At 67.0% G+C, this 25187-nt stretch carries 26 protein-coding genes and 1 tRNA gene; 12 read left to right on the forward strand and 15 right to left on the reverse strand.

The window, feature by feature from the left end:
- Window positions 1-5: 5 nt before the first annotated feature.
- From ACE3P6_RS16290 to coxB, 6 genes are all read right to left on the reverse strand, one after another.
- Window positions 6-674: an SURF1 family protein gene (locus ACE3P6_RS16290; RefSeq protein ID WP_374397102.1), complete on the reverse strand. Its 669-nt coding sequence runs from the start codon at window positions 672-674 to the stop codon at window positions 6-8.
- A 66-nt stretch (window positions 675-740) separates the two neighbouring features.
- The gene (locus ACE3P6_RS16295) at window positions 741-1544 is read right to left on the reverse strand and encodes a cytochrome c oxidase subunit 3 (protein WP_374397104.1); all 804 of its coding nucleotides are present in this window, start codon (window positions 1542-1544) and stop codon (window positions 741-743) included.
- Window positions 1545-1594: 50 nt separating this feature from the next.
- Window positions 1595-2188: a cytochrome c oxidase assembly protein gene (locus ACE3P6_RS16300; protein ID WP_374397108.1), complete on the reverse strand. Its 594-nt coding sequence runs from the start codon at window positions 2186-2188 to the stop codon at window positions 1595-1597.
- On the reverse strand, window positions 2185-2379 hold the full coding sequence (locus ACE3P6_RS16305) for a hypothetical protein (RefSeq protein ID WP_374374655.1): 195 nt from the start codon (window positions 2377-2379) through the stop codon (window positions 2185-2187). Before ACE3P6_RS16305 ends, ACE3P6_RS16300 begins: the two co-directional genes overlap by 4 nt.
- 1 nt (window position 2380) lies before the next feature.
- Window positions 2381-3325, reverse strand: a complete 945-nt coding sequence (gene cyoE / locus ACE3P6_RS16310; protein ID WP_374397111.1) for a heme o synthase — start codon at window positions 3323-3325, stop codon at window positions 2381-2383.
- 70 nt (window positions 3326-3395) lie between these two features.
- Window positions 3396-4307, reverse strand: a complete 912-nt coding sequence (coxB, locus tag ACE3P6_RS16315; protein ID WP_374397114.1) for a cytochrome c oxidase subunit II — start codon at window positions 4305-4307, stop codon at window positions 3396-3398.
- A 156-nt stretch (window positions 4308-4463) separates the two neighbouring features.
- On the opposite strand from coxB, the gene ACE3P6_RS16320 reads away from it, so the two are divergent.
- The 3 genes from ACE3P6_RS16320 to ACE3P6_RS16330 are packed head-to-tail and all read left to right on the forward strand — an operon-like array spanning window position 4464 to window position 7106.
- Window positions 4464-5303, forward strand: coding sequence for an alpha/beta hydrolase (locus tag ACE3P6_RS16320; RefSeq protein ID WP_374397116.1), 840 nt, complete (start codon window positions 4464-4466; stop codon window positions 5301-5303).
- A 52-nt stretch (window positions 5304-5355) separates the two neighbouring features.
- Window positions 5356-6777: a metalloprotease TldD gene (gene tldD, locus ACE3P6_RS16325; RefSeq protein WP_374397119.1), complete on the forward strand. Its 1422-nt coding sequence runs from the start codon at window positions 5356-5358 to the stop codon at window positions 6775-6777.
- Window positions 6774-7106, forward strand: a complete 333-nt coding sequence (locus ACE3P6_RS16330) for a potassium channel family protein (RefSeq protein ID WP_374397122.1) — start codon at window positions 6774-6776, stop codon at window positions 7104-7106. Before tldD ends, ACE3P6_RS16330 begins: the two co-directional genes overlap by 4 nt.
- Here the strand turns inward: ACE3P6_RS16330 and ACE3P6_RS16335 are convergent, their stop codons facing one another.
- From ACE3P6_RS16335 to ACE3P6_RS16345, 3 genes are all read right to left on the reverse strand, one after another.
- Window positions 7107-9407, reverse strand: coding sequence for a Tex family protein (locus tag ACE3P6_RS16335; protein WP_374397124.1), 2301 nt, complete (start codon window positions 9405-9407; stop codon window positions 7107-7109).
- A gap of 60 nt (window positions 9408-9467) precedes the next feature.
- The gene (locus ACE3P6_RS16340; RefSeq protein WP_374397125.1) at window positions 9468-11114 is read right to left on the reverse strand and encodes a DUF2235 domain-containing protein; all 1647 of its coding nucleotides are present in this window, start codon (window positions 11112-11114) and stop codon (window positions 9468-9470) included.
- A 126-nt stretch (window positions 11115-11240) separates the two neighbouring features.
- Window positions 11241-11317: transfer RNA gene (locus ACE3P6_RS16345), tRNA-His, on the reverse strand.
- 126 nt (window positions 11318-11443) lie between these two features.
- Here ACE3P6_RS16345 and ACE3P6_RS16350 point away from each other — a divergent pair.
- The 8 genes from ACE3P6_RS16350 to ACE3P6_RS16385 all read left to right on the forward strand — a co-directional run bounded on the left by ACE3P6_RS16350 (window position 11444) and on the right by ACE3P6_RS16385 (window position 18375).
- On the forward strand, window positions 11444-11662 hold the full coding sequence (locus tag ACE3P6_RS16350; RefSeq protein ID WP_374370732.1) for a DUF6324 family protein: 219 nt from the start codon (window positions 11444-11446) through the stop codon (window positions 11660-11662).
- A gap of 135 nt (window positions 11663-11797) precedes the next feature.
- Window positions 11798-13372, forward strand: a complete 1575-nt coding sequence (locus ACE3P6_RS16355; protein ID WP_374397128.1) for a Ppx/GppA family phosphatase — start codon at window positions 11798-11800, stop codon at window positions 13370-13372.
- The gene (locus ACE3P6_RS16360) at window positions 13369-13983 is read left to right on the forward strand and encodes a VOC family protein (protein ID WP_374397131.1); all 615 of its coding nucleotides are present in this window, start codon (window positions 13369-13371) and stop codon (window positions 13981-13983) included. Before ACE3P6_RS16355 ends, ACE3P6_RS16360 begins: the two co-directional genes overlap by 4 nt.
- A complete protein-coding gene (locus ACE3P6_RS16365; RefSeq protein ID WP_374397134.1) occupies window positions 13980-14465 on the forward strand; it encodes an N-acetyltransferase family protein in 486 nt (161 codons plus the stop codon). Before ACE3P6_RS16360 ends, ACE3P6_RS16365 begins: the two co-directional genes overlap by 4 nt.
- Window positions 14466-14496: 31 nt before the next feature.
- Window positions 14497-15210: a TerB family tellurite resistance protein gene (locus ACE3P6_RS16370; RefSeq protein ID WP_374397137.1), complete on the forward strand. Its 714-nt coding sequence runs from the start codon at window positions 14497-14499 to the stop codon at window positions 15208-15210.
- On the forward strand, window positions 15207-16259 hold the full coding sequence (locus ACE3P6_RS16375) for an endonuclease (RefSeq protein WP_374397139.1): 1053 nt from the start codon (window positions 15207-15209) through the stop codon (window positions 16257-16259). The genes ACE3P6_RS16370 and ACE3P6_RS16375 overlap by 4 nt, the downstream gene beginning before the upstream one ends.
- Window positions 16260-16290: 31 nt before the next feature.
- Window positions 16291-16662 (forward strand): AAA+ family ATPase, encoded by a 372-nt coding sequence (locus tag ACE3P6_RS16380; RefSeq protein ID WP_374397141.1) that lies wholly within the window; start codon window positions 16291-16293, stop codon window positions 16660-16662.
- A 150-nt stretch (window positions 16663-16812) separates the two neighbouring features.
- A complete protein-coding gene (locus tag ACE3P6_RS16385; RefSeq protein WP_374397144.1) occupies window positions 16813-18375 on the forward strand; it encodes a hypothetical protein in 1563 nt (520 codons plus the stop codon).
- 88 nt (window positions 18376-18463) lie between these two features.
- On the opposite strand, the gene scpA is transcribed toward ACE3P6_RS16385, so the two are convergent.
- Window positions 18464-20590 carry a methylmalonyl-CoA mutase gene (scpA, locus tag ACE3P6_RS16390; protein ID WP_374397146.1) on the reverse strand — a complete coding sequence of 709 codons (2127 nt, stop codon included), beginning with the start codon at window positions 20588-20590 and terminating at the stop codon, window positions 18464-18466.
- A 65-nt stretch (window positions 20591-20655) separates the two neighbouring features.
- Between scpA and ACE3P6_RS16395 the strand changes: the two genes are divergently transcribed.
- Entirely contained in the window at window positions 20656-21117 is a 462-nt protein-coding gene (locus tag ACE3P6_RS16395; protein WP_374397149.1) for a DUF4174 domain-containing protein, read from the forward strand.
- A gap of 91 nt (window positions 21118-21208) precedes the next feature.
- Here the strand turns inward: ACE3P6_RS16395 and ACE3P6_RS16400 are convergent, their stop codons facing one another.
- The 5 genes from ACE3P6_RS16400 to ACE3P6_RS16420 form a co-directional block, all read right to left on the reverse strand.
- On the reverse strand, window positions 21209-23212 hold the full coding sequence (locus tag ACE3P6_RS16400; protein WP_374397151.1) for an acetyl-CoA carboxylase biotin carboxylase subunit: 2004 nt from the start codon (window positions 23210-23212) through the stop codon (window positions 21209-21211).
- Window positions 23213-23307: 95 nt separating this feature from the next.
- A complete protein-coding gene (locus tag ACE3P6_RS16405) occupies window positions 23308-23526 on the reverse strand; it encodes a hypothetical protein (protein ID WP_374370754.1) in 219 nt (72 codons plus the stop codon).
- A gap of 325 nt (window positions 23527-23851) precedes the next feature.
- Window positions 23852-24247 (reverse strand): hypothetical protein, encoded by a 396-nt coding sequence (locus ACE3P6_RS16410; protein WP_374370756.1) that lies wholly within the window; start codon window positions 24245-24247, stop codon window positions 23852-23854.
- A gap of 186 nt (window positions 24248-24433) precedes the next feature.
- Window positions 24434-24562 carry a hypothetical protein gene (locus tag ACE3P6_RS16415; protein ID WP_294980042.1) on the reverse strand — a complete coding sequence of 43 codons (129 nt, stop codon included), beginning with the start codon at window positions 24560-24562 and terminating at the stop codon, window positions 24434-24436.
- 211 nt (window positions 24563-24773) lie between these two features.
- Window positions 24774-25187, reverse strand: coding sequence for a DUF6497 family protein (locus ACE3P6_RS16420; protein WP_374397154.1), 414 nt, complete (start codon window positions 25185-25187; stop codon window positions 24774-24776).

The following is a 25187-nucleotide window of genomic DNA, read 5'->3' on the forward strand; positions in this document are numbered from 1 at the left end:
CGCCTTCACACCTTCCGCGTCCTGATACGCCAGAGAAGAAAGACTGTCATCCCCGCCCAGGTCGCCGCGAGCAGGAACCACTGGATCGCATAGCCCCAATGGTCGTTGGGTATACCCGACGTATCGACCGGGACCGGCGTGATCCCGTCACCAGTTGGCTTGCTGGCGACAATAAGTGTCGGTTCCGTGCCAAGCTTCGCCGCCATCGCCGGAACATCGCGGGCGAACCACAGCCCGGTCTTCACATCCGGCGGCGGGGTGAAGCTGTTGGTGTCCTGCGGCCAATGCAGGTTGCCTTCCACCTTCGCCGCATGCGGCGCCCTCGGCACCCTGCGCGCCTCCTCCGCGATGAAGCCGCGCTGCACCATGATCCGGCGCCCGCCCGGCAGATCGAAGGCCTCGATCACCAGGACCCCCGGGCTCGCCCCCGTCTGTCCCGCCAGCACCTCCAGATAGTCCCCGGTGAACCGCCCCTCGGCCCAGACCGCCTGGAACTTGTGCGGACCCTCCTCCGGCTTGTCCGGCAGCGGGATCGGCGCATTGGAAATCCGCGCCGCGATCTCGTCGAGATAGGCCCGCTTTTCCGCCATGCGACCAAGCTGCCAGAACCCGAGGCTCATCAGCACGGCCACCCCGACGATGCCCATCAGGACCGGAAAGACATAGCGGCGCATCGGCGGACCCCGGAAATGAAAGCGCAGGCCCGAAGGCCCGCGCTTGGGTTGGTCAGCGGGGAGGGATCAGCCCTGGCCCCAGACGTAGACGGCGGCAAAGAGGAACAGCCAGACCACGTCGACGAAGTGCCAGTACCAGGCGGCGGCCTCGAAGCCGACATGCTGCTCGGGGGTGAAATGCCCCTTCAGCGCGCGGATCAGGCAGACGGTCAGGAAGATCGTCCCGATGATGACGTGGAAGCCGTGGAAGCCCGTCGCCATGAAGAACGAGGCGCCATAGATGTTGCCGGCAAAGCCGAAGGCCGCGTGGCTGTATTCATAGGCCTGCAAGAGGGTGAAGACGAAGCCCAGCCCGATGGCGATGACCAGCCCGTTCACCAGGTCCTTGCGGTTGTTCTCATGCACCAGCGCGTGGTGGGCCCAGGTCGCGGCGCAGCCCGACAGAAGCAGGATCAGCGTGTTGATGAAGGGCAGGTGCCAGGGGTCGAAGGTCTCGATCCCGGCGGGGGGCCAGACACCGTCGACGGCGGGCGACTGCGGCCCCATCGGATACATGCGGTGCTTGAAGAAGGTCCAGAACCAGGCCGAGAAGAACATCACTTCCGACATGATGAACAGGATGAACCCGTAGCGCAGGCCAATGCGGACAACGGGGGTATGGTCGCCGACCTGGCCTTCGTGCACCACTTCGGACCACCAGGCGAACATGGTGTACAGCACACCCGCCAGCCCGATCAGCCCCATCCAGGGCGCCGAGCCATGCATCCACAAGACCGCGCCGAACAGCATCACGAAGCCGGACAGCGCCCCGAGAAGCGGCCAGATCGAGGGTGGCAGGATGTGGTAATCGTGGTTCTTTGCGTGGGCCATGACCGGCGTTTCCCTCGTTGTATCCCAGTTCACCGCGGCTGCGGCGTGCGTCAGTTTGTTGCTGTCGCAACGGGTGCGGCAGGTTGTTCAAGTGCTGCCTGATCTTCCGGCAGCGGGGTCTGGTGGAAGGTATAGCTGAGCGTGATCTCATGCACAAACTTCCCGTCCGGGTCGTCGACGATGGCGGGATCGACGAAGAAGCTGACCGGCATCTGCACGGTTTCGCCCGGCTGCAGCACCTGTTCCGAGAAGCAGAAGCAGTCGATCTTGGTGAAATAGCCGCCTGCGGTATCCGGGAAGACGTTGAAGCTTGCCGTGCCCGCGATCACCCGGTCGGTCGGGTTGTGCGCCTCGTAGAAGGCAAGGCCCGTCTCGCCGATGCGCAGGTCCATCGTGCGGACCACCGGCTTGAAGCTCCACGGCATGTTCTGGTCGACCGAGGCGTCGAAGCGGATCTTCACCACCTGGTCCAGGATCCTGTCCGGCGCGGCCTCCGCCCGTTGCGGCGTGCCGCCATAGCCCGTCACCGCGCAGAACCAGCTGTAGAACGGCACCGCCGCAAAGGACAGCGAGGTCATGGTGACGACCACGGCCACCAGTTGCACCAGCGTGCGGTTCTTGCCCTGAAGCCGCGGGAAGATCATGGCTGCGCGCTCCCCGCCGGGACGGATTCGGGCTGGACCACATGGTCATAGCCCTGCATCGGATCGCCGCGCTTCACCTTGACCACGGTCAGCGCGAAGACCAGCACGACGAAGGCCCCCAGCGTCAGGCCCACGCCCAGGTTCCGGCTGAACCGGCGCTTGTGCATCTCGTGTTCCGGGCGGAAGGTCATCTCACCAGCCCCCGAGACCGGCCGATTTCAGCGCCGCTTCCGCCAGGAAGGCCGCGAAATGCAGGAAGAGGTACAGCAGCGAAAACCGGAAGAAGGCTTTCTCGGCGGCATAATTGTCGGCCTGCGCCATCACCTCGTCACGCCGCCAGAGCCGCACCGCACCCAGGACGAAGCCCGCGTTCAGCACCACCGCCACCGCCAGCGTCAGCGGCCCCCCGATCTGCGTCGCCGCCGCCCCCAGCGCCACCGGAACCAGGAGGATGGTGTAGGCCAGGATATGCGCCCGCGTCGCCTTGCGGCCATGCGTCACCGTCAGCATCGGCACGCCCGCCGCGTGGTAGTCTTCCTTCATGAACAGCGCCAGCGCCCAGAAATGCGGCGGTGTCCACATGAAGATCAGCGCGAACATCAGGAAGGCCTCGACCGAGACGCTTCCCGTCGCGCAGACCCAGCCGATCATCGGCGGGAAAGCCCCTGCCGCGCCGCCGATCACGATGTTCTGCGGGGTGGAGCGTTTCAGCCACATCGAATAGACGACGGCGTAGAAGAAGATGGTGAAGGCCAGCAGCCCGGCGGCCAGCAGGTTCGTGGCCAGCCCCAGCATCACGACGCTGATCCCCGACAGGCCCAGCCCCACCGCCAGCGCCTCGCCCGCCTGGACCTTGCCCGCCGGGATCGGACGCTTCGCCGTGCGCTTCATCACCGCGTCGATATCGGCGTCCCACCACATGTTCAGCGCACCCGAGGCCCCTGCGCCCAGCGCGATGAACAGGATCGCGGTGAAGGCCACGACCGGGTGCAGCGAAACCGGCGCGACCAAGAGGCCCACCAGCGCGGTGAATACCACCAGCGACATCACGCGCGGCTTCAGAAGCTGCACATAGTCACCGAACCCCGGCTCATAGGGGGTGGCGGTCGCGCGCTGGTATGCAGAGGTATCGCTCATTCCGCTTCCGTTTCAGACAGAGGGGGCCCGACCCACGGCCAGGCCCCGCCCGAATGCACCTTGCCCGACCTCAGTCGTTCTGAGCGACCTGCGTCTCGGCCGGCACCGCGACCGAGGACAGCTGCACGTCGCCCGCCTTGGCCTTGGTCAGCCATTCGGCATAGGCCGCTTCCGACACGACCTTCACCGTGATCGGCATGTAGGCATGCATCTGGCCGCACAGTTCCGAGCACTGGCCGAAGTAGATGCCTTCCTTCTCGGGCTTGAACCACAGCGCGGCGGTCCGGCCCGGCACCGCATCCTGCATCACGCCGAATGCCGGGACTTTCCAGGAATGGATCACGTCGACAGCCGTGGTCTGCACCACGATGGTCTTGCCCACCGGCACCACCACCGCGGTATCGGTCGCCAGCAGGAACTGGTCCTTGGTGTAGCCCGCCGCCTTCAGCTGCGCCTCGACCTCGGGGGTCATCATGTTGGCGCCGCCGGTCGCGGGCGAACCGATCATGTAGCTGTCGAACGAAATGCCCTCGTCGACGTATTCGTAGCTCCAGAACCACTGGTTGCCGGTCGCCTTGATGGTCACGTCGCCTACCGGAATTTCCTGCTGCTTGAACAGGATCGGCAGCGAGAAGGCCCCGATGGTGACCAGCACCACGATCGGGATCAGCGTCCATGCCACTTCCAGCGGGCTGTTGTGGGTGAAGCGCGCCGGGGTCGGGTTGGATTTCCGGTTGAACCGCACCATCACGAAGATCAGAAGCGCGGTGACGAAGATCACGATGGCGGTGATGATGACCAGGATCATGTGATCCAGCCAGTGGATGTCCGAGGCCAGTTCCGTCGCCGCGGGCTGGAAGCCAACCCCGCCGGGCAGCGGCTGACCCACGATTTCCAACGCTTGCTGCGCAAGGGCCTGCCCGGCCACCAGCGTGGCGACCGCTGCCGCGCCAACCCCGTTCATCACTGTCGAAAGACGCATGTCGCTCATCCCGTTCACGTCGCGGCTTGCCGCCGCTGTCCAGGGATGCCGCCCAAAGGTCAGAATCCCGCTGTTTCCCAAGGCCCTCAAACCATATTAGCTTGCCCGCGACAAGCGAAACTGTCGCACCCCCGCCGCCCCGCCGGACAGACCCCGGTGCCCGGGGCGCCCGCTGCAAGGATCATCGCCCTGGCCTTTCTCAAGCTGACCCTCGTCACCTTCGGCCTGCTCTACGCCGTCGCGCTCTCCGGCATCTACGCCTTCCAGCGCGATCTCCAGTATTTCCCCACCCGCCGCGACCCTGCGCCCGCCGCCGTCGGCCTGGCGGACGTCGAGCGGGTTGCCCTGCCCACCCCCGACGGCGAAACGCTGGTCCTCTGGTTCAGCGCCCCGCAGCCCGGCCGCCCGGTGATCCTGTTCCTGCACGGCAACGCCGGAGAGATCGCCGACCGCGCCGACCGCCTCGCCTTCTACCAGTCGCAGGGCTTTGGCGTGGCCTTTCTCAGCTGGCGCGGCTACGGCGGTTCCTCCGGCTCGCCCTCCGAGCCCGGCCTCCTCACCGACGCCAAGGCCGCCTACGACCACCTCCGCGCCCTGGGCATCCCGCCCGACCGCATCGTGCTGGTCGGCGAAAGCCTCGGCACCGGCCCCGCCGTGATCACCGCCGCCGCCAACCCGGTCGCCGCCGTGATCCTCGAAGCCCCCTACACCGCCGCCGTCGACATCGCGCGGCGCGCCTACCCCTGGCTCCCGGTCGGCCTGTTGATGAAGGATCAGTACCGCTCGCGCGACCATATCGCCGCGATCCATGCGCCACTCCTGATCCTGCATGGCGAGGCCGACCGGGTGATTCCGCAAGGCTTCGGCAAGCGCCTCTTCGATCTGGCGAAGGACCCCAAGACCTTCCTCTCCCTCGGGCCCGTCGGCCATGACGCGCTCTTCTCCCCCGCCACCTGGGAGCTGGAGGCGGCCTTCATCGACCGCCTGACGCCTTGACCCTACCCGCGCGACGGCCCATCTCTGGCACGACCCCGCAGGAAAGCCCCCGATGACCGAAGCCCCCTTCCGCCCCTTCGACAGCCATCTCGACGAGACCGCCGCCCTTGCCACCCTGCGCGCGGCGACCGCCGGGGCCGATGATGGCGAGCTGTTCCTGGAACGCCGCCGGGCCGAAAGCCTCGTCCTGGACGACGGCCGCATCCGGCAGGCCACCTATGACGCCTCGCAGGGCTTCGGCCTCCGCGCCGTCCGGGGCGAGGTCGCGGGCTACGCCCATTCCACCGAAATCTCCGAAACCGCCCTCCGCCGCGCCGCCGAAACCGCCCGCCTTGCCGTGGGCGCGGGTGGCGGCACCCTCGCCCCGCCGCCGCGCGGCACCAACACGCGGCTTTATCGCCCCGACGACCCGATGGCCGACGCCGCCTTCCCGGTGAAGATCGAGCTTCTGCGCGAGATCGACGCCTATGCCCGCGCCCTCGACCCCCGCGTGGTGCAGGTCTCCGCCGCGCTTTCCGCCAGCTTGCAAGAGGTGGAAATCCTTCGCCCCGAAGGCACCCGCCTGACCGACATCCGCCCGATGGCCCGGATCAACGTGAGCGTCATGATCGAGGAGAACGGTCGCCGCGAACAGGGCGGCATGGGCCAGGGCGGTCGCCACGGCCTTGCGGCCCTCATGTCCCCCGACAGCTGGAAGCCGATGATCGCCGAAGCCCTGCGCATCGCCCGGGTCAACCTTGGCGCGGTCGAGGCCCCGGCGGGCGGGATGGACGTCGTCCTCGGCCCCGGCTGGCCCGGCATCCTCTTGCATGAAGCCATCGGTCACGGGCTGGAGGGCGACTTCAACCGCAAGGAAACCTCGGCCTTCGCGGGGCTCATGGGGCAACAGATCGCCTCGAAAGGCGTCACTGTCCTTGATGACGGCACAATCCCCGACCGCCGTGGCTCCATTTCCATCGACGACGAGGGCACGCCCTCGGGCAAGAACGTGCTGATCGAGGACGGCGTTCTGGTGGGCTACATGCAGGACCGCCAGAATGCGCGCCTCATGGGGGTCGCCCCCACCGGCAACGGGCGGCGCGAAAGCTTCGCCCATATCCCGATGCCCCGGATGACCAACACCTACATGCTGGCGGGCAAGGACGACCCCGCCGGGATCGTCGCCTCCCTGAAAGACGGCATCTACGCCGTGGGCTTCGGCGGCGGGCAGGTCGACATCACCTCCGGCAAGTTCGTGTTCAGCTGCACCGAGGCTTACCGGGTGCGGAATGGTGTGATCGGCGAAGCGGTGAAGGGCGCGACCCTGATCGGCGACGGGGCGACCGCGCTGAAGGGCATCCGGGCCATCGGCAACGACCTGCAACTCGACCCCGGCATCGGCAACTGCGGCAAGGCCGGGCAGTGGGTGCCAGTCGGCGTGGGCCAGCCGACGCTTCTGATCCAGGGCCTCACGGTCGGGGGGCAGAAGGCATGAGCGACGACATCCGGGCCGCCCCCTCGGGCAAGGCCGCGATCTTCGGCGCACTGACCGTCGTCGCATTCAGCATCCTGGCCGGATCGACCGTGTTCTTCCACTATCAGGAAGGCTGGGCCTGGATTGATGCCTGGTTTTTCACCGTCACCACCGTCTCCACCGTGGGCTACGGCAATCTGGTTCCGGCGACCGATCTGGGCAAGATCGCCACGACAGTGCTGATCTTCTGCGGCATCGGCATCTTCGGTCTGGCGGCAACCCAGGTCGCCGACCAGCTTGTCAGCCGTCGCATCCACCTGCGCGACCGCCACCAGGACAATTCGCGCTGATCAGCGCCCGAACTTGCCCTTCAAGGCATCCGAAAAGGCATTTCCCCCGCCCTGCGGCCCCGACTGCATCGGCCCCCGGACCGGCTTTCCCGCCGCTGGTCCCCGCTCCCGCGCCTGATCCTTCGCGCTTGCCCCGCCGTCCGACTTCATCGTCAGCCCGATCCGCTTGCGGGGCACATCGACCTCCACCACCCGGACCTTGACCACGTCGCCCGCCTTCACCACCGCATGCGGGTCCTTCACGAATGTGTCCGACAGCTGGCTCACATGCACCAGCCCGTCCTGATGCACGCCGATATCCACGAAGGCCCCGAAGGCCGCGACGTTCGTCACCGTGCCCTCCAGCACCATCCCGGGCCGCAGGTCGGTGATCTCCTCCACCCCTTCGGTAAAGGTCGCCGTCTTGAAGCTGGGCCGCGGGTCCCGGCCCGGCTTTTCCAGTTCCGCCAGAATGTCCTTCACCGTCGGCAGCCCGAAGCGTTCCTCCACGAAAGCCGCCGGGTTCAGCTTCTTCAGCGCCGCCCCGTCGCCCATCAGGCTGCGAATATCCCGCCCGCAGGCCGCGACGATCTTCCGCGCCACGTCATAGGCTTCCGGGTGGACCGACGAGGCATCCAGCGGCTCCTTCCCCCCGGTGATCCGCAGGAACCCCGCCGCCTGTTCAAAGGCCTTCGGCCCGAGCCGCGCGACCTTCAGCAGCTCCTTCCGCGTGGCAAAGGGCCCGTTGGCATCGCGATGCGCGACGATGGCCTCGGCCAGTCCCGGCCCCACCCCCGATACCCGCGCCAACAAGGGTGCCGAGGCGGTGTTCAAATCCACCCCCACCCCGTTCACCGCATCCTCCACCACAGCGTCCAGCGACTTCGCCAGCCGGTGCTGGTCCACGTCATGCTGGTATTGCCCGACGCCAATCGCCTTCGGCTCGATCTTCACCAGCTCCGCCAGTGGGTCCTGCAACCTGCGCGCAATCGAAACCGCCCCGCGCAAGCTGACATCCAGCTCCGGGAACTCCCGCGCCGCCAGTTCCGAGGCCGAATAGACCGAGGCGCCCGCCTCGGAGACCACGACCTTCACCGGCTTCTCCGCCCCGCCGGGCAGCAGCGCCAGAAGATCCGCCACCAGCTTTTCCGTCTCGCGACTGGCGGTCCCGTTGCCGATGGCGATCAGCTTCACCCCGTGCTGCCCGATCGCCTTCGCAATCGCCACCTGCGCACCGCGCAGGTCGTTCTTCGGCTGGAACGGATAGACCGTATCCGTCGCCACCAGCTTCCCCGTCCCGTCCACCACCGCGACCTTGACCCCGGTGCGGATGCCGGGATCCAGCCCCATCGTCGCCTTGCCCCCGGCAGGAGCCGCCAAGAGCAAGTCCTTCAGGTTCCGCGCGAAAACCCGGATCGCCTCGGCCTCTGCCGCCTCGCGCAGCTCCGCCATCAGGTCCAGCGTCAGCGAGGTCTTCAGCTTCACCCGCCAGGCCCAGGCCGCCGCCTCGCGCAGCCACCTGTCGCCCGGCCCGCTGCCGCCAGCCCCCACCGCCGCGCCGCAGGCCCGCTCCGCCGGGCTCTCCCCGCGAGGCGCCTCGGCGTCGACCTCCAGGTCCAGCACCAGCACTTCCTCGTTCCGCCCCCGGAACATCGCCAGCGCCCGGTGGCTCGGCACCCGCAGGAACTCCTCGCTATGCGCGAAATAGTCGGAAAACTTGGCCCCCACCGCCTCTTTCCCCGCCACCACCTTCGCCGCCAGCTTGCCCGCCTTGCGCATGTGGTCGCGCAGCCGTCCCAGCAGCGAGGCGTCCTCCGACAACCCCTCCGCCACGATGTCCCGCGCGCCGTCCAGCGCGGCCTTGGCATCCGGGAAGCCTTCCGACAGGAACCCCGCCGCGAAAACGACAGGATCGACAGACCGATCCGCCAGGATCGCCTCCACCAGCCCCTGCAACCCCGCCTCGCGCGCGATCATCGCCTTGGTCCGGCGCTTCGGCTTGAAGGGCAGGTAGATGTCCTCCAGCTCCGCCTTGGTCCCCGCCCCGGCAATCGCCTTGGCCAGCGCGTCCGTCATCTTCCCCTGTTCGGTGATCGAGGCGACAATCGCCCCCCGTCGCGCCTCCAGCTCGCGCAGATAGCCCAACCGCTCTTCCAGTTTGCGCAGCTGGGTATCGTCCAGGCCCCCGGTCACTTCCTTCCGGTAGCGCGCGATGAAGGGCACCGTCGCGCCGCCGTCCAGCAACTCCACCGCCGACGATACCTGAGCGGGCGTCGCGCCGATTTCCGTGGCGATCAGGCGGGGGATCAGGGTCAGGCTCATGCGAATCCTCGTCTCTCGGGGCGGGCACCTTAGCCCCGCCCCCGGACCGGGGAAACCCCGTCAGCCGGTAATCCGCCAGACCCGCAAAGCCTGGTCCTTGATCCGCCCCTGCAAGGCGCCCCCCAGCCACCAAAGCGCCGCCATCACCGCCAGAAGCACCGCCGCCCAAGGCCAGATCTCGCGATACAGCGCCCAGAGCGGATCGAAGGACAAGCGCAGTGCCGAGGCCCAGGCCAGCCCGATGGCCTTGGCCCCGGACCACAGGTTCGCCCAGAGCGGCAGGTCCAGCCGGTGCAGCAGCGGCAGGGCCACGAACAGCACCGCAAAGGCGATCAGCGCCCGGTTCGCCTTCACCCGCCCGCCGATCAGCCGCCGCGCCTTCTGGTCGAACTCCGCCGTCCGCTCCATCGGCGCCGGGCCGCAGGTGTCATAGCTCGCGGGTCCATCGCAGACGCTCGCCCGCTCCGGCAACAGAAGCGGCGCATAGCCATCGGCCCCGGTCCTGATCTTCTGCAACACCGAACGGTGCAGCACCGGCGCGCCCCGACCGTTTTCCTTCTCCGCCGGCTTCGGACGAGGCGCATAGCGATAGCTCGCCGCCAGCCCCCCGCGGGAATCGTGGATCAGCGCCCGGGGATAGCGCCGACGGGCGAAGGCCTCCCGCGCCCCTTCGGCAAACCGCAGCCCCTCGCTCTCCGCCGCCTCCATGATCCACAGAAGCGGGTCCATCGCCATCGCATCGTCGGGATAGCCGCCGCCCACGTCGGAATGCACCCCGGCAAACCAGGTCTCGCGCACCCGCGTCGGCGCCTCGTCGGTGCCCGCATCGCTCTGGTCGAACTGCAACGGGTGGAAGGTCTTGCGCTCGTCGTCCAGCGCCAGGACGTGATCGGCCCGGACGACGATCTTCGCGCAGACCCGGTTGCGGAAGAGGATCGGCCAGATCAGCCAGCTCCACAACTCGCGCAGGCCCGCGAAGGGAAAACCGTAGGCCTCAACCGTATCGAAAAGACCCATGTAGCGGATGCAGACCGCGCCGCCCCGCTGGCCCTCGGGCAGATCCCCCTCCAGCGCCGGGCGCAAGCGCGGGTCGCGCGCGGCCAGCACCTCGGCATGGGTCGGCTGGCGGCAGAGCCGCCGCTTCGCAGAGATCGCCCGGTCGCGCAGCCAGCGCAGCGCCCCGATCCAGGGCGCCATCTTCAATCCCCCGTCCCACAGCGGCGCCGTGCTGGCGCGGTAAGCCTCCCAGGCCCGCGCCGCATTGCGCTTCATCTCGGCATCGGTGACGGCCCGGCCCGCGATCTCCAGCGGCATCAGCCCCTGCCAGCGCAGCATTCCCGCCAGCGTGCGGACGGTGAAGGCCCCGCGCGAGAAGCCGAAGAGATAGATCTCGTCCCCCGGCTGCCAGTTCCAGCACAGGAAGCGGTACAGCTTGCGCACGTTCGATGGCACCCCGATCCCGGTCGCCCCGTCGATCACCCGCAGCACCCGGTTCGCCGAGGTCCCCACCCCCGGAATATAGCGCGCCAGTTGCAGCTCGATCGGCGTGCGCCCCGATTTCTCGGTCTTGTCCAGCGCGTTGTACAGCCGCCAGACATTCGATTCCTGGGTGGTGAAACTGTTCCCCGTGCCATCGGCGAAGATCACGATCTTCCTGCCGCGCGTGGGCGGGGTGAGGGGCGGAGTGGTGACAGGTTCGGCGGACATGCAAACCTCCGGCGCAATGGGACCAAGGCAAAGCACTATTGGCGGCACGAACCGCCGGAATACGCAAAGCATGGCACAAAGCCGCCCACCCGCAAAGTGCGGCGCGCCTGACCATCGAAGGGGGGATGGTACCGCCTCCCCGGCTCGAACGGGGGACCCCCAGATCCACAATCTGGTGCTCTAACCAACTGAGCTAAGGCGGCACTTGGGCGCGATTTAGCCCCCCTCCCCCCCGAATGCAAGGGCCTTTGCCATGTGCGGCGCCACGGTTTTTCCTTGCGCCCCGCCCCGCCGCCCGCTACCCGGACCTTCACAGCCGGAGCACCATCATGGGCATCAACTCTCCCAGCGACATTGCCGCCAACATCCAGATCGGCCCAACCGACGAGGGCATGGTCCGCATCTATGTCGAGGCGGAAGGCGGCGTCGAACTGCCGCTCGACTTCGACCCGGAAGAGGCCGAGGAAATCGCCGAGGAGCTGCGCGCCGCCGCCGAAGCCGCCCGCGCGATGGGGTCGAAGCCTGCGCCGAAGCCGAAGAAGCGCTGACCCCGACCAAGGGCGCCCAAATCTTTTCGAAAAGATTTGCCAAATTTCTTCGAAGAAATTTGCTCTTCGCCCCCCGGTTGACCCTGCCTTCGCCGACCGGCACCATACTGCCGCACGACCCCGGAGGATTCGTCCATGCCCCCTGACGGACCCGCACCCCTCTCCGACGATGACGACGACGATGCGGGCGACTGGGGTCCCTTCGGCAAGCCCTTGTTCGACGACCCCTCCGCCCGCGCCCTCTCCCGCGTGGGCGTGGTCGACGTGGGCTCGAACTCGGTCCGGATGGTGGTCTTCGACGGGGCGGCGCGATCCCCGGCCTATTTCTACAACGAAAAGATCATGTGCGGCCTTGGCAAGGGCCTCGCCCAGACCGGGCACCTGCATCCCGAAGGCAAGGCCCGCGCCCTGTCGGCGCTGAAGCGGTTTTCCATTCTGGCCAAGGGCATGAACATTGCCCCCTTCACCGTCGTCGCCACCGCCGCCACGCGCGAGGCGACGGACGGCGCCGACTTCCAGGCCCAGGTCCTGCGCGAGACCGGCCTCAAGCTCCACGTCATCGACGGCCCCGAGGAGGCGCGGCTCTCCGCGCAAGGCGTCCTTCTCGGCTGGCCCGAGGCGCGCGGCATCGTCTGCGACATCGGCGGCAACTCGATGGAACTGGCCCGCATCGGCGAGGGCCGAGTCGGCAAGCGCGTCTCGACGCCCCTCGGCCCGTTCCGCCTGCAACAGGTGTCGAACGACGCGAAGAAGCGCAAGACGCATATCGACGCCATCCTCGAAACCGCGGCGAAGGAACTCAAGCCGGATGGCGACCGCATCTATCTTGTCGGCGGCAGTTGGCGGGTCATCGCGCGGCTCGACATGGAGCGGCGGAACTACCCGCTGACCGTGCTGCACGAATACCGCATGACCCCGCAGGGCCTGCTCGACACGCTCGACTGGCTGGCCACCACCGACCTTGCCGCGCTCCGCGGCCGCACCGGCACCAGTGCCGAACGGATGGAGCTTGTCCCCCTCGCCTGCGAGGTCCTGCGCGAGATCATCCGCATCCTGAAACCCTCGGAGATCGACGTCTCGGCCTACGGCATCCGCGAGGGGCTGCTCTACGAACAGATGCCAGACCGGCTCCGCGCTCGCGACCCGCTGATCGAGGCCGCGCGGATGACCGAACTGACCCAGGCCCGCATCCCCGGCTTCGGCAAGAAGCTCTTCACCTTCCTCGAACCGCTGTTCAAGGGCGCGACGCCGGAACGCCTGCGCCTGATCAAGGCCGCCTGCCTTCTGCACGACACCACCTGGCGCGCCCACCCCGACTACCGGGCCGAGGCCTGTTTCGACAACGCCACCCGCGCGAACCTTGGCGGGCTCGACCATCCGGGCCGGGTCTTCCTCGGCCTCGCGCTCCTCCACCGCTACAAGAACAGCCGCGCGGGCAGCCGGATGGAACCCTTGTTCCGCCTGCTGACGGAAACCGACATCCAGGAGGCCGAGGCGCTCGGCAAAGCCATGCGCTTCGGCGCCATGTTCTCGATCGGCGACCCCTCCGAAGCAGGCGAACTGCGCTGGAACCCGAAGAAGCGCCAATTGACCCTCGCCCTCACCGAAGAAGGCGTCGGCCTGTTCGGCGAGGTCGCGCAGGCCCGCTTCGCCGCCCTCGCGCTTGCCTTGAAGGCAACAACCAAGGTCACGATGCAGGCCCCCGCATGACCCTCGCTCTCGACCATATCGCCATTTCCGCCGAAACGCTGGAGGCCGGGGCCGACTGGGTCGAAATGGCCCTCGGCGTCCCCCTGGCGGGCGGCGGCAAGCATCCGCACATGGGCACGCACAACCGGCTCCTTTCCCTTGGCGATCTCTACCTTGAAGTCATCGCCACCGATCCCAAGGCCCCGCGCCCCGGCCAGCCCCGCTGGTTCGATCTCGACGCTTTCCGCGGCCCGCCGCGCCTGACCAACTGGATCTGCCGCACCGACGATCTTGACGCCGCCCTCGCCGCCGCCCCCCAAGGCACCGGCACCGCAACCGACCTGCAACGCGGCGACTACCGCTGGCGCTTCGCCGTGCCCGCCACCGGCAAGCTGCCCTTCGACGACCGCTACCCCGCCCTCATCCAGTGGCAGGGCGAGCTTCACCCCGCGAAATCGCTCCGCGACCACGGCATCCGGCTGACCGCGCTGGAAATCACCCACCCGCAGGCCCCCGCCCTGCGCCGCGCCCTGCAAGGCCTGTCGGACCCCCGGGTCGTCATCGGGCTTGGCCCCTACCATGCCCTCCGCGCGACGTTCGACACCCCGCAAGGCCCCCGCGTCCTGACATGATCCGCCCCGCCCGGGCCGCCGACGCCCCCGCGCTCGCCGCGCTTCTGAACCACTGGATCGTCAACACCGCGATCACCTTCAACCCGGTTCCGAAGACCGAGGCCGACATCCTTGCAATGATCGCCGACAAGGCCGCCGCCGGCCACGCCTTCCTGGTCGCCGAAGACGCAGGAACCATCGTCGGCCAGGCCAGCTACGGCCAGTTCCGCGGCGGCCAGGGCTACAGGACCTGCATGGAGCATTCGATCTCCCTCCTCTCCAACACCCCGCGCAAGGGCCTTGGCCACACGCTTCTCACCGCCATCGAGGACCACGCCCGCACCCAAGGCGCGCACCAGATGATCGCCGGCGTCTCGGGCGAGAATGCCGAGGGCCAGGCCTTCCACGCCCGCATGGGCTATGCCCATATCGCCACCATCCCGGAAGCAGGCTTCAAGTTCGGCCGCTTCATGGACCTTGTGCTGATGCGGAAATTTCTCTGACATCCGCCACCCGTCCGGCTAAGGTCGCCCCATGTCGATCTGGACCCGCATCGCCGACGCCCTCGCCGCTCTCGTCAAGGGCGAGCAGCTGTCTGCCGTCTTCGACAGGCTGCGCAACAGCCCCGCGCCCGAACAGAGCATCGGCTTCACCATCGCCGTCCTCGCCCTCGGCGCCAAGATGGCCAAGGCCGATGGCACCGTCACCCGCGACGAAGTCACCGCCTTCCGCCGCATCTTCACCTTCCCGGAGGGGGAAGAGGACCATGCCGCCCGGGTCTACAACCTTGCCCGGCAGGACGTGGCGGGCTTCGACACCTATGCCCGCAAGATCGCCCGCCTCTTCAACCCCGATGGCCACCGCATCTGCGCCGACGACCACCATGTCCTGGTCGACATCCTGGAAACCCTGTTCCAGATCGCCATCGCCGACGGCACCTACCACCCCGGCGAGGATGCCTTCCTGAAACATGTCGCCGATGAATTCGGCCTCGACGACCGCTGCTTCAATATCGTCCGCTCCCGCCTTGTCGAAGGCGCCCCGCGCGACCCCTATGACGTGCTGGGCCTGCCCCGCGACGCCTCGAAGGATCAGGCCCGCAAGGCCTGGCGCGACCTCGTCCGCGACACCCATCCCGATGTGCTGCATTCCCGCGGCATCCCGCCCGAGGCGATGAAACTGGCCGAGCGCCGCCTGCAACTGATCAACGAAGCCTGGCGCGAGATCAGCGCCCGGGAAGCCGCATGAGCAGGACCGGCCTCCGCCTCGCCACCTACAATGTCGAGTGGTTCAACGCCCTTTTCGACAACAATGGCCGCATGCTGGACGATGCCGAACCCTCGACCCGCTACAAGATCACGCGCGGCGAACAGCTTGCCGCGCTGGCCATCGTCTTCACCGCGCTTGACGCCGACGGCATCACCATCATCGAGGCGCCCGACACCAACGGCCACCGTTCCACCGTCAAGGCGCTGGAGAATTTCGCCCATTCCGTCGGCCTCCGCGCCCGCAAGGCCATCATCGGCTTTCCCTCGGAAACCGAACAGGAAATCGCCTTCCTCTACGATCCCGACCGCCTGACCGCCCACCACGACCCGCAGGGCCGTCCCTCCACCACGCAAGGCTCGCACGACGCGCCGCGTTTCGACACCACCTTCCGCTACGACCTCGACGCCGACAATGTCGAGGAAACCATCCGCTTCTCCAAACCCCCGCTGGAACTTGCCCTGACCACCTCCGGCGGCACCCTCCTGCGGCTGATCGGCGTCCATGCCAAGTCGAAGAACCCCCACGGCGCCATCGGCCGCGAGGCGCAGATAAGGCTGTCCATCGAAAACCGCCGCAAGCAGCTGGCCCAGTGCCTCTGGCTCCGGCAACGGGTCGACGGCCACCTGACCGCGGGCGACAGCCTCCTCGTGATGGGCGACTTCAACGACGGCCCCGGCATCGACGAATTCGAGAAGCTCTTCGGCCATTCCGGGATCGAGATCGTGCTCGGCACCACGCTCGACCCGGCGATGCGCCTCACCGATCCGCATGCCAACATGGCGCTGCAATCCAAACTCAGCATCTGCCCCACGTCCGCGCGCTTCTACCTCGCCCCGCAGAAGCGCTATTTCGAGGCGCTGCTGGATTTCATCATGGTTTCGCCCGACCTTGTCGCCAGGAACCCCGACTGGCGCATCTGGCACCCGTTCAACGAACCCCATGTCATCGAAGTCCCTGAACTGCGCGAGGCGCTGTTGCAGGCTTCGGACCATTTCCCCGTGACCATCGACATTCCAGATGTGAATTGAAATCGCGGGGTTCCGTCCCCATATTCGGGACATGCGGCTGCTTTTCGCCCTCTGCCTCGTCGCTGCCCCGGCCCTGGCCGAGGACGCTCCCGCCCAGCCCAAGGCGGAAGACGACGGCTTCAGCCTGATGGAAGAGGGCATGAAGCTCGTCATGCGCGGCATGATAAGCGAGATGCAACCCACGCTGGACGAAATGGGCAAGGCGCTGCAAGAGATGGAGCCGCATCTGAGGGAGCTGGGGCCGAAACTCCAGCAACTCATCGCGCTGATCGACGACGTCAAGAACTACGACGCGCCGGTCATGCTGCCGAACGGCGACATCCTGATCCGCCGCAACGCGCCGCTGGTGCCGAAGCCCGACGCCCTGCCTGAGCCTGGCCCGAACGGCGAGATCGAGCTTTAGCAACCCTCCTCGTTCGCCTTCGGCTCGTCGTCGGCATGACCCGCGACGAGAAACGAAGTGCACGACGAGTCCCCGCCGCAAGACCCGAGCCGCCAGATCGACCTCTGACCGTTCCATGCTAGCATCGCCCCGTTTTCAGGAGCGACTCACATGCGCATTTGGCTTTTCCTCTTGTGCCTCTGGCCCATCGCCGCCTTTGCCGAAGCGACCGACGATTTCTACACCGCCCCCGCCAACCCCCTGAACCTGACCCTCGCGCTGGAAGACGACAGTGCCGAGACCGCGATCCTCGGACCGGACGGCGGCAAGCTGAAGCTGAAGAACGCCGCCGGGGACAGCTTCGTCCTGACCTTCCCCGAAGGCGCGCTTCTGACCGACACCCGTATCACCGCCACCCCCATCGCCACCACCTCCGGCCTGCCCGAGGGCGCGGGCGCGATCACCGGCCTCGTCCTGAAACCCGACGGGCTGGAACTTGCCGCCACCGCCACGCTGGAAATCACCCCGAAGGCCTCGATCCCGCCGGAAGGCCGCCTTCACTGGGGCTTCTACGAAGATGGCTCCGACGCCTTCCTGCACATCCCCCTCCAGGGCACCGACAGCATCATCCTCCCCATCGACCACTTCTCCGGCGCGGGTGTCAGCTTCGCCGACCGGGCCAACCTGCAACTTGACCGCTGGCGCCAGCAACGCGCCGAGGATCGGCTCTCCACCCGCGTCGCCGAGCTGATCCGGGAATCCGCCGCCGAGGCCAAGGCGACGGGCGAGGATGACACCGCCAAGGGCCGCGAGGCGGGCGAGATCATGAAGGGCGAAGTGACCCGCATGGTCCTCTCCGGCTGGCTGAAACTCGCCGCCAGCCCCGCCGCCGATTGCGCGACCGTCGAGGCCGCCACCCGCTCGATCAACGCCATCGACAAGCAGCGCCAACTGCTTGGCATCAGCGAGTCCGTCGCCGATGGCGAGGTGATGCGCCAACTTTTCGACCGCTACTGGGCGGTGTGTTTTCCCGAAAAGGTGAAGATCTGCCAATCGACCGGCGACCTGCCCCAGCTGGCCGCCTTCGGCCTGGCCTATGACCGCCAGCGCCAGCTTGTCGGGATCAGCGGCGAAGCCGTCGCCGACCCGGCCCGCTCCGCCGAGTTGCGCGCCGCGATGGAGGCTTGCGGTCGCTACAAGCTGACTGTCAACGCTTCGGGCCAGTGGAAGGACAATGCCGGAGTCTATGGCACGACAGCCTACAAGATCGAGGTGCCGATCCGCTTGCAGTTCACCAATCCCGACCTTCTGACCTACACGCTGGAAGGCGAAGGCCCGCCCACCGCGCAAAGCGTCACCTTCGTCGACTACGCCTGCTGGAAGCTCGACAGCTCGCACGGCGGCGCTCCGATGCTCGCCCGGCTGCAAAGCCTGGAATTCCGCGACGACCACACGCCCTTGCGCGTCGAGCTTAAGCTGCGCGCCGCCGAGGTGATGGCCGTCATCACCTGCCCGACCAACCGCTTCAGGAAGACCATCGAGAACGACGTCGCCTGGGTGGTCTGGGCCGTCGCCCACCGCAAGGACCGGGTGGGTCGCGGCTTCGGGCTGAAGACCATGAAGGCCGGGTCGCATCCGAAGATCTTCACCTATTCCTGGGAGGGGAAAGGCGAGGACCAAGGCACCACCGCCAGCGACACCACCGCGCTGACGCTGGAACATATCGGGGGGTGAGCGGCGCGACGGAGGTTAAGATTTCCTGAACGACCGCGCACAACCCATTGATATAATTGGCCCTGAAAAACTGTCCACCGTGGACAGCCTATCCCCGCGCCACCCGGATCAGGTCCAGGATCTCCTTCGCCGCCGCCGGAATATTCGTCCCCGGCCCGAAGATCGCCTTCACCCCCGCCCCTTTCAGGAAGTCATAGTCCTGCTGCGGAATGACCCCCCCGCAGATCACCAGGATATCCCCGGCGCCACGCTCCTTCAGCACCTCGATCAGCTTCGGCGCCAGCGTCTTGTGCCCCGCCGCCTGGCTGGAAATCCCGATCACATGCACGTCGTTGTCGATCGCATCCTGCGCCGCCTCCTCGGGCGTCTGGAAGAGCGGCCCCACATCCACATCGAAGCCGATGTCGGCGAAGGCGGTGGCGATCACCTTCGCCCCCCGGTCATGCCCGTCCTGGCCCATCTTCACGACCAGCATCCGCGGCCGCCGCCCCTCGGCCTCGGCAAAGGCCTCCACATCGCGCTGGATCGCTTCGAACCCCGCGTCGCCCTCATAGGCCGCGCCATAGACCCCCGCGAGGGTCTTCACCTCGGCCCGATGCCGCCCGAACACCTTTTCCATCGCGCTCGAAATCTCCCCGACCGAAGCCCGCGCCCGGGCCGCCTCCACCGCCGCTTCAAGCAGGTTGCCGCCCTCCGACGCCCGCCGCGTCAACTCCGCCAGCGCCGCCTGGCACCTATCCTCGTCCCGCGACCCGCGAACCGATTTCAACCGCGCGACCTGAGCCTCGCGGACGGCGATGTTGTCGATGTCCAGGATGTCGATCGCATCCTCGCGGTCCTTGCGGTACTTGTTGACCCCGACGATCACCTCCTCGCCCCGGTCGATCATCGCCTGCCGCCGCGCCGCCGATTCCTCGATCCGCAGCTTCGGCATCCCCGAGGCCACCGCCTTGGTCATGCCGCCCATCGCCTCGACTTCCTCGATCAGCTTCCAGGCCGCCTCGGCCAGCTCGGCCGTCAGGCTCTCCACATAGTAGGACCCCGCCAGCGGATCGACGACATGGGTGATCCCCGTCTCCTCCTGCAAGACCAGCTGCGTGTTCCGCGCAATCCGCGCCGCGAATTCCGTCGGCAAGGCAATCGCCTCGTCCAGCGCGTTGGTGTGCAGGGACTGCGTTCCCCCCAGCACCGCCGCCATCGCCTCATAGGCGGTGCGGATCACGTTGTTGTAGGGGTCCTGCTCCTGCAAGGACACGCCCGAGGTCTGGCAATGGGTCCGCAGCATCAGGCTGGAGGTCTTCTTCGCCCCGAACCCGCTCATGATCCGGTGCCACAGCATCCGCGCGGCGCGGAGCTTCGCGACCTCCATGAAGAAGTTCATCCCGATGGCGAAGAAGAACGACAGCCTTCCGGCGAAATCATCGACGTCCATCCCCCGCGCAATCGCGGCCTGCACATATTCCTTGCCGTCCGCCAGCGTGAAGGCCAGCTCTTGCACCAGGTTCGCGCCGGCCTCCTGCATGTGATAGCCCGAGATCGAGATCGAGTTGAACTTCGGCATCTCGGCGGAGGTGTATTCGATGATGTCGGCGATGATCCGCATCGAGGGTTCGGGCGGATAGATGTAGGTGTTCCGCACCATGAATTCCTTCAGGATGTCGTTCTGGATCGTCCCCGACAGGTCCTTGCGGCTGACCCCCTGCTCTTCCCCCGCCACGATGAAGCTCGCGAGGATCGGGATCACCGCCCCGTTCATCGTCATGGACACGCTGATCTTTTCCAGCGGAATGCCGTCGAAGAGGACCTTCATGTCCTCGACCGAGTCGATCGCGACCCCCGCCTTGCCCACATCCCCCACCACGCGCGGATGGTCGCTGTCATAGCCCCGGTGCGTCGCGAGGTCGAAGGCCACCGACACCCCCTGCTGCCCGCCCGCCAAGGCCTTGCGGTAAAAGGCGTTCGACTCCTCGGCGGTCGAGAACCCGGCATACTGCCGGATCGTCCAGGGTCGCCCGGCATACATCGTCGCCCGCACCCCCCGCGTGAAGGGCGCGACGCCCGGCAATTCGCCCATCTGCGGCAGGCCCGTCACATCCGCCGCCGTATAGAGCGGCTTCACGGTGATCCCCTCCAGCGTCTGCCAGTTCAGCGCCTCCGGGCCCTTGCCCTTCAACTCATTCGAGGCCAGCGCCTCCCATGCCTTCAGGTCCGTCATCACTCTCTCCATTCCGCGCCGATCAGGCGCTTGGGCTTTTGCCGAAGGCCGCCTATATCAAGGCGATGAAAGCCGTTGCCCGTCGTCCGTTCCTTGCCGTCCTGGCCCTGGCCATACCGGCGCTATTCTCCAGTCCGGCCCGCGCCGAAGAGGTCATCGCCTTCACTCCGGTTGCCGCTGCCGACGTGGTCGAAAGCGATCTGCTCTACGTCCTTCGCCCGGTGATCGTCTTCGCCGATTCCCCCAACGACCCCGCCTTCATCCGGCAGATCGAGCTTCTGTCGCGATATCATGCCGACCTCGCGGCGCGGGACGTGATCCTGATCCTCGACACCGACCCGGCGAACCCCTCGGCCTTGCGCAAGAAGCTGCGCCCGCGCGGGTTCTCGCTGGTGCTGATGGACAAGGACTGGAAACCCTCGATCCGCAAACCCCTGCCCTGGGACGGACGCGAGATCATCAACTCCATCGACAAGATGCCCATCGCGCGGACCGAAGCGCTGGAGCGGAACCCGGCGGGGCGGTAGGGCGGAGTTTTCGAAAACTCCGCACCGGAACCTTTGAAGGTTCCGGGCCGATTTCTTCGAAGAAATCGAGCCTGGCCCGACCGGCGCGCCATCACTCGAACTCCATGATGACGTCATCCACCTTCAGGCTCGCCCCGGCGCTGGCCTTGATGGTCTTGACCACGCCCTTGCGCTCGGCCTTCAGGATGTTCTCCATCTTCATCGCCTCGACGGTGGCCAGCGCCTGGCCCTCCTGCACCTCCTGCCCCTCCTCGACCGCGATCTTCACGATCAGGCCCGGCATCGGGCAGAGCAGGTATTTCGAGGTATCCGGCGGCGCTTTCTCCAGCATCAGCCCGGCGAGTTCCCTCTGCCGCGGGGTCTGCACCCGCACCTTCAGGTCCGCCCCCCGAAGCCGCATGCGGAAGCCCATTGGCACCTTGCCGACCTTGATCACCAGCGGCTCGCCCCCGACCATCAGCCGGGCCAGAGGCTGGCCCGGAGTCCAGTCACTGGTCACCCGCAGGTCGGTGCCGTCCTCGAAGACCACGGTCGAGCCCTCATGGTCGGCCCGGATCGTCACAGGCCAGCTTTCACCCTGCAGCGTCACCACCCAGTCGTCGCCGACCCGGCGGGTGTGGTTGTCCATCGTGCCGGAAATCCGCGTCCGCCGGATTTCCGCCACCCGGTTCATCGCCGCCGCCGCCGCCGCGACCCGGCGCAAGAGCGAGGCGTCCAGCACCGCCCCGGTGAAGCCGCCCTCATATTCCTCGGCGATGAAGGCGGTGGTGATGTGGCCAGTGGTGAAGCGCGGGTGGTCCATCACGGCGGAACAGAACGGCAGGTTGTGGCCGATCCCCTCCACCTCGAACGTGTCCAGCGCCAGCCGCATCTCCTCGATGGCATCGGCGCGCGTCGGGCCCCAGGTGCAGAGCTTGGCGATCATCGGGTCGTAGAACATGCTGATCTCGCCGCCCTCGTAGACGCCGGTATCGTTGCGCACGACCCCACCGCGCGCGGTTTGCCCCTCGACCGGGGGCCGGTAGCGCGTCAGCCGCCCGATGGAGGGCAGGAAGTTGCGATAGGGGTCCTCGGCGTAAAGGCGGGATTCCATCGCCCAGCCGTGGACCTTCAGGTCAGACTGCTGGAACGGCAGCGGTTCGCCGTTCGCGACGCGGATCATCTGTTCCACCAGATCAACCCCGGTGATCAGCTCGGTCACCGGATGCTCGACCTGCAAACGGGTATTCATTTCAAGGAAGTAGAAGTTGCGGTTGCCATCGACGATGAACTCCACCGTCCCGGCGCTGGTATAGCCCACGGCCTTGGCCAAGGCGCAGGCCTGTTCGCCCATCGCCTTCCGCGTCGCTTCGTCCAGGAAGGGCGACGGAGCCTCTTCGATGACCTTCTGGTTCCGGCGCTGGATGCTGCACTCCCGCTCATGCAGGTAGACGCAGTTGCCGTGCTTGTCGGCCAGCACCTGAATTTCGATATGCCGGGGCTGGGTCACGAATTTCTCGATGAAGATGCGGTCATCGCCGAAACTCGCCGCCGCTTCGTTCTTCGAGGACTGGAACCCCTCCGCCGCCTCGGCATCGTTCCAGGCGATCCGCATCCCCTTGCCGCCGCCGCCGGCACTGGCCTTGATCATCACCGGATAGCCGATCTGGGCGCTGATCTTCACCGCCTCATCGGCGTCGGCGATCAGGCCCATGTAGCCGGGAACGGTGGAAACCCCCGCCTCCATCGCGATCTTCTTCGAGGTGATCTTGTCGCCCATCGCCTCGATGGCGGGCGACGGCGGCCCGATGAACACCACGCCTTCCGCCTCCAGCGCGGCGGCGAAGTTGCGGTTCTCCGAAAGGAAGCCATAGCCCGGATGCACCGCCTGCGCGCCGGTCTGACGGATCGCCGCCATGATCCTGTCGATCACGATATAGCTCTGCGCGGCGGGCGGCGGGCCGATATGCACCGCCTCGTCCGCCATCTGCACATGCAAGGCATTGCGGTCGGCGTCGGAATAGACCGCCACCGTCTTGATCCCCATCCTGCGCGCGGTCTTGATCACGCGGCAGGCGATCTCGCCCCGGTTGGCGATCAGGATCTTGTCAAACATCGGCTTCCCCCATCAGGCGCAAAGAAAAGGACCACCCGGGCGCGTGGCCCGGATGGTCCCTGAATGTCGTGTGACCCGCCCGCAGGCGGAGGTGTTCAGTAGCCCGAGTTGCAGGGCGGCAGGCCGACCTCGATGCCGCAGGTCGCGACGCCGGCAAGCCCGCCGATGACGGCCCCGGTAAGCATGTTGCTGTCGGTCGCGTCGGCGATGAGGGCGCCGGTTGCGGCACCGGCCACGCCGCGCGACGTGGGGTCCTGCATGCAGCCCGCAAGCGACATGGAGAGAAGGGCGAAGACGACAAGGGACTTGCGCATGGTGTACTGCCTCGTGGGTTTGTTGTTATTGCCGCAGATTCTACAGCAATATCACGCGTTTCAAAGCAGATTTTGATCCGGCGCGACCCGTCGCGGCCCCGCTTCGGCGCATCTCCGCCCAGAAGGAACGGTCCGGCCTGGGACGGGCCGGACCGCAAGGAAGGGGAAGGGTAACAACGTAGACTGCAAAGGTCATGGCACGGCTGCCCTTGACCCGCACGGAAACAATGACCCGCCGACGACCCCATTGCAAACACCGCGAAAACGCCTGCGCGCGCCTGGGCAGAACCCTGCCAAACCGGGGGAAGCGTCGGCGACTTCATGCCTAGTCCTCCTCCTCGTCCCAGTCGTCGGCCAGCGCATCGGGGGCATCCGGGGCGAAAACCTGCGGGAAGGCCGCCTCGGCCCGCTTCACGTCGATCCGCAAGAGCGCCTCATAGGACGTGGGGTCGAACGGGTCCTCGGCCGCCACCACCTCGCGTCCGAAGAGCCAGGAGAGCCGCCCGGCATCCAGGTTGCCGCGCTCGAACGGCTCTTCGCCGAAATACTGCCAGAGCGCCGCCATGAAGGCCGTATCGGCTGCCCGGTCTGCATGCTTGCGGTCCTTGAACCGCTCGCGCCGGATCAGCTTGGTCGCGCCTTCCTTCACGTTGGCGCGGCGGATGGTGAACTGGAAATCGGTTCCCGGCATCCGGCCCGGAAAGCCCCTGTGCTTCAGCATGTCGCCTGTCTCCTGTCGTTGCAGTCGACGGCACGCATAGGCGAAAGCGGCGACACGGCCCAGAGGAACCGGCGCGAAAGGCTTGCAATGTCAGAGAGATTCAGCCTGCAGACCGCGCGCTGGCGCAGGAGGCTGGGGGTTGGCGCGGGCCCGCCCTGCCGAAGCAGGCAGGCCCGCTCCGCAAGATTACTTGTACTTGCCGGTTTCCACGACTTCCGGGGTGACCGGCTCGGGGGCAACCACTTCCTTCTTGGCGCAAGCGGCGATCGCCGAGACCATAGCCAGAACCAGAACGAGACGTGCGCTCTTCGACATCCTCTACTCCATCCTTCTTGGGGTGCTTCGGACCCCTCGCGGGCATCCGGCACCTGTTCGCTGTTTAAGGCCGATTTGGCCCGGCCCGCCGCCACCCTAACCGAAACGCGTCCGGTTTGGTATGTCGGCCAGACCAAGTTCCCGACCTGTGGCGTTCCTACATCAGCCCATTGTGCAAGGCCAGAAGGAAAATCCATATTTCGCGGTTGCATCAGAAAACCTCCCAGGCGCAGGCACCGTTTTCCGGGCGGTAGGATTCGAAGAATTGCACAACCTCAGGGGCAGCCTCGCCGAAGGGCACAGCCTCGCTGGCGAAGGAGATAACGATCTGCTGCGGCGCGGGCACCATTCCGTCGATCCGCTTGATGGCAAAGCTGTCGCACAGCGCCTGCATGTCCGCCGCCGCGGCCTCTGCATCGTCGGGCGACAGCCCGGGCGCAAGGAAGCGGAAGCGGGCCGTCGCCCCCGCAGGCCCCGGCGCGTTGGTCACGATGTCGATCAGCGAGAGCGCGCGCCCCGAAGGCACCGTCACCACCTCTCCCGGCGGAGGGTCTTCCTGGCAGGCGGCAGCCAGGGCCAGCGCGCCCAGCAAGGCAGAGAGACGAAGGACAGCTTTGTGGCGCAT

Origin of the sequence: Tabrizicola sp., from assembly GCF_041911175.1 — a bacterium.
GTDB lineage: Bacteria > Pseudomonadota > Alphaproteobacteria > Rhodobacterales > Rhodobacteraceae > Tabrizicola.

Excerpts from the sequence above, each read along its gene's own strand:
- ACE3P6_RS16350 (WP_374370732.1), top strand. The coding sequence starts at position 11,444 with ATGGGCATCAACTCTCCCAGCGACATTGCCGCCAACATCCAGATCGGC.
- ACE3P6_RS16380 (WP_374397141.1), top strand. The coding sequence starts at position 16,291 with ATGCGGCTGCTTTTCGCCCTCTGCCTCGTCGCTGCCCCGGCCCTGGCC.
- scpA (WP_374397146.1), bottom strand. The coding sequence starts at position 20,590 with ATGACGGACCTGAAGGCATGGGAGGCGCTGGCCTCGAATGAGTTGAAG.
- ACE3P6_RS16365 (WP_374397134.1), top strand. The coding sequence starts at position 13,980 with ATGATCCGCCCCGCCCGGGCCGCCGACGCCCCCGCGCTCGCCGCGCTT.
- cyoE (WP_374397111.1), bottom strand. The coding sequence starts at position 3,325 with ATGAGCGATACCTCTGCATACCAGCGCGCGACCGCCACCCCCTATGAG.
- coxB (WP_374397114.1), bottom strand. The coding sequence starts at position 4,307 with ATGCGTCTTTCGACAGTGATGAACGGGGTTGGCGCGGCAGCGGTCGCC.
- ACE3P6_RS16395 (WP_374397149.1), top strand. The coding sequence starts at position 20,656 with ATGAAAGCCGTTGCCCGTCGTCCGTTCCTTGCCGTCCTGGCCCTGGCC.
- tldD (WP_374397119.1), top strand. The coding sequence starts at position 5,356 with ATGACCGAAGCCCCCTTCCGCCCCTTCGACAGCCATCTCGACGAGACC.
- ACE3P6_RS16340 (WP_374397125.1), bottom strand. The coding sequence starts at position 11,114 with ATGTCCGCCGAACCTGTCACCACTCCGCCCCTCACCCCGCCCACGCGC.
- ACE3P6_RS16400 (WP_374397151.1), bottom strand. The coding sequence starts at position 23,212 with ATGTTTGACAAGATCCTGATCGCCAACCGGGGCGAGATCGCCTGCCGC.
- ACE3P6_RS16385 (WP_374397144.1), top strand. The coding sequence starts at position 16,813 with ATGCGCATTTGGCTTTTCCTCTTGTGCCTCTGGCCCATCGCCGCCTTT.
- ACE3P6_RS16335 (WP_374397124.1), bottom strand. The coding sequence starts at position 9,407 with ATGAGCCTGACCCTGATCCCCCGCCTGATCGCCACGGAAATCGGCGCG.
- ACE3P6_RS16295 (WP_374397104.1), bottom strand. The coding sequence starts at position 1,544 with ATGGCCCACGCAAAGAACCACGATTACCACATCCTGCCACCCTCGATC.
- ACE3P6_RS16375 (WP_374397139.1), top strand. The coding sequence starts at position 15,207 with ATGAGCAGGACCGGCCTCCGCCTCGCCACCTACAATGTCGAGTGGTTC.
- ACE3P6_RS16420 (WP_374397154.1), bottom strand. The coding sequence starts at position 25,187 with ATGCGCCACAAAGCTGTCCTTCGTCTCTCTGCCTTGCTGGGCGCGCTG.
- ACE3P6_RS16300 (WP_374397108.1), bottom strand. The coding sequence starts at position 2,188 with ATGATCTTCCCGCGGCTTCAGGGCAAGAACCGCACGCTGGTGCAACTG.
- ACE3P6_RS16405 (WP_374370754.1), bottom strand. The coding sequence starts at position 23,526 with ATGCGCAAGTCCCTTGTCGTCTTCGCCCTTCTCTCCATGTCGCTTGCG.
- ACE3P6_RS16410 (WP_374370756.1), bottom strand. The coding sequence starts at position 24,247 with ATGCTGAAGCACAGGGGCTTTCCGGGCCGGATGCCGGGAACCGATTTC.
- ACE3P6_RS16305 (WP_374374655.1), bottom strand. The coding sequence starts at position 2,379 with ATGACCTTCCGCCCGGAACACGAGATGCACAAGCGCCGGTTCAGCCGG.
- ACE3P6_RS16370 (WP_374397137.1), top strand. The coding sequence starts at position 14,497 with ATGTCGATCTGGACCCGCATCGCCGACGCCCTCGCCGCTCTCGTCAAG.
- ACE3P6_RS16415 (WP_294980042.1), bottom strand. The coding sequence starts at position 24,562 with ATGTCGAAGAGCGCACGTCTCGTTCTGGTTCTGGCTATGGTCTCGGCG.
- ACE3P6_RS16290 (WP_374397102.1), bottom strand. The coding sequence starts at position 674 with ATGCGCCGCTATGTCTTTCCGGTCCTGATGGGCATCGTCGGGGTGGCC.
- ACE3P6_RS16330 (WP_374397122.1), top strand. The coding sequence starts at position 6,774 with ATGAGCGACGACATCCGGGCCGCCCCCTCGGGCAAGGCCGCGATCTTC.
- ACE3P6_RS16360 (WP_374397131.1), top strand. The coding sequence starts at position 13,369 with ATGACCCTCGCTCTCGACCATATCGCCATTTCCGCCGAAACGCTGGAG.
- ACE3P6_RS16355 (WP_374397128.1), top strand. The coding sequence starts at position 11,798 with ATGCCCCCTGACGGACCCGCACCCCTCTCCGACGATGACGACGACGAT.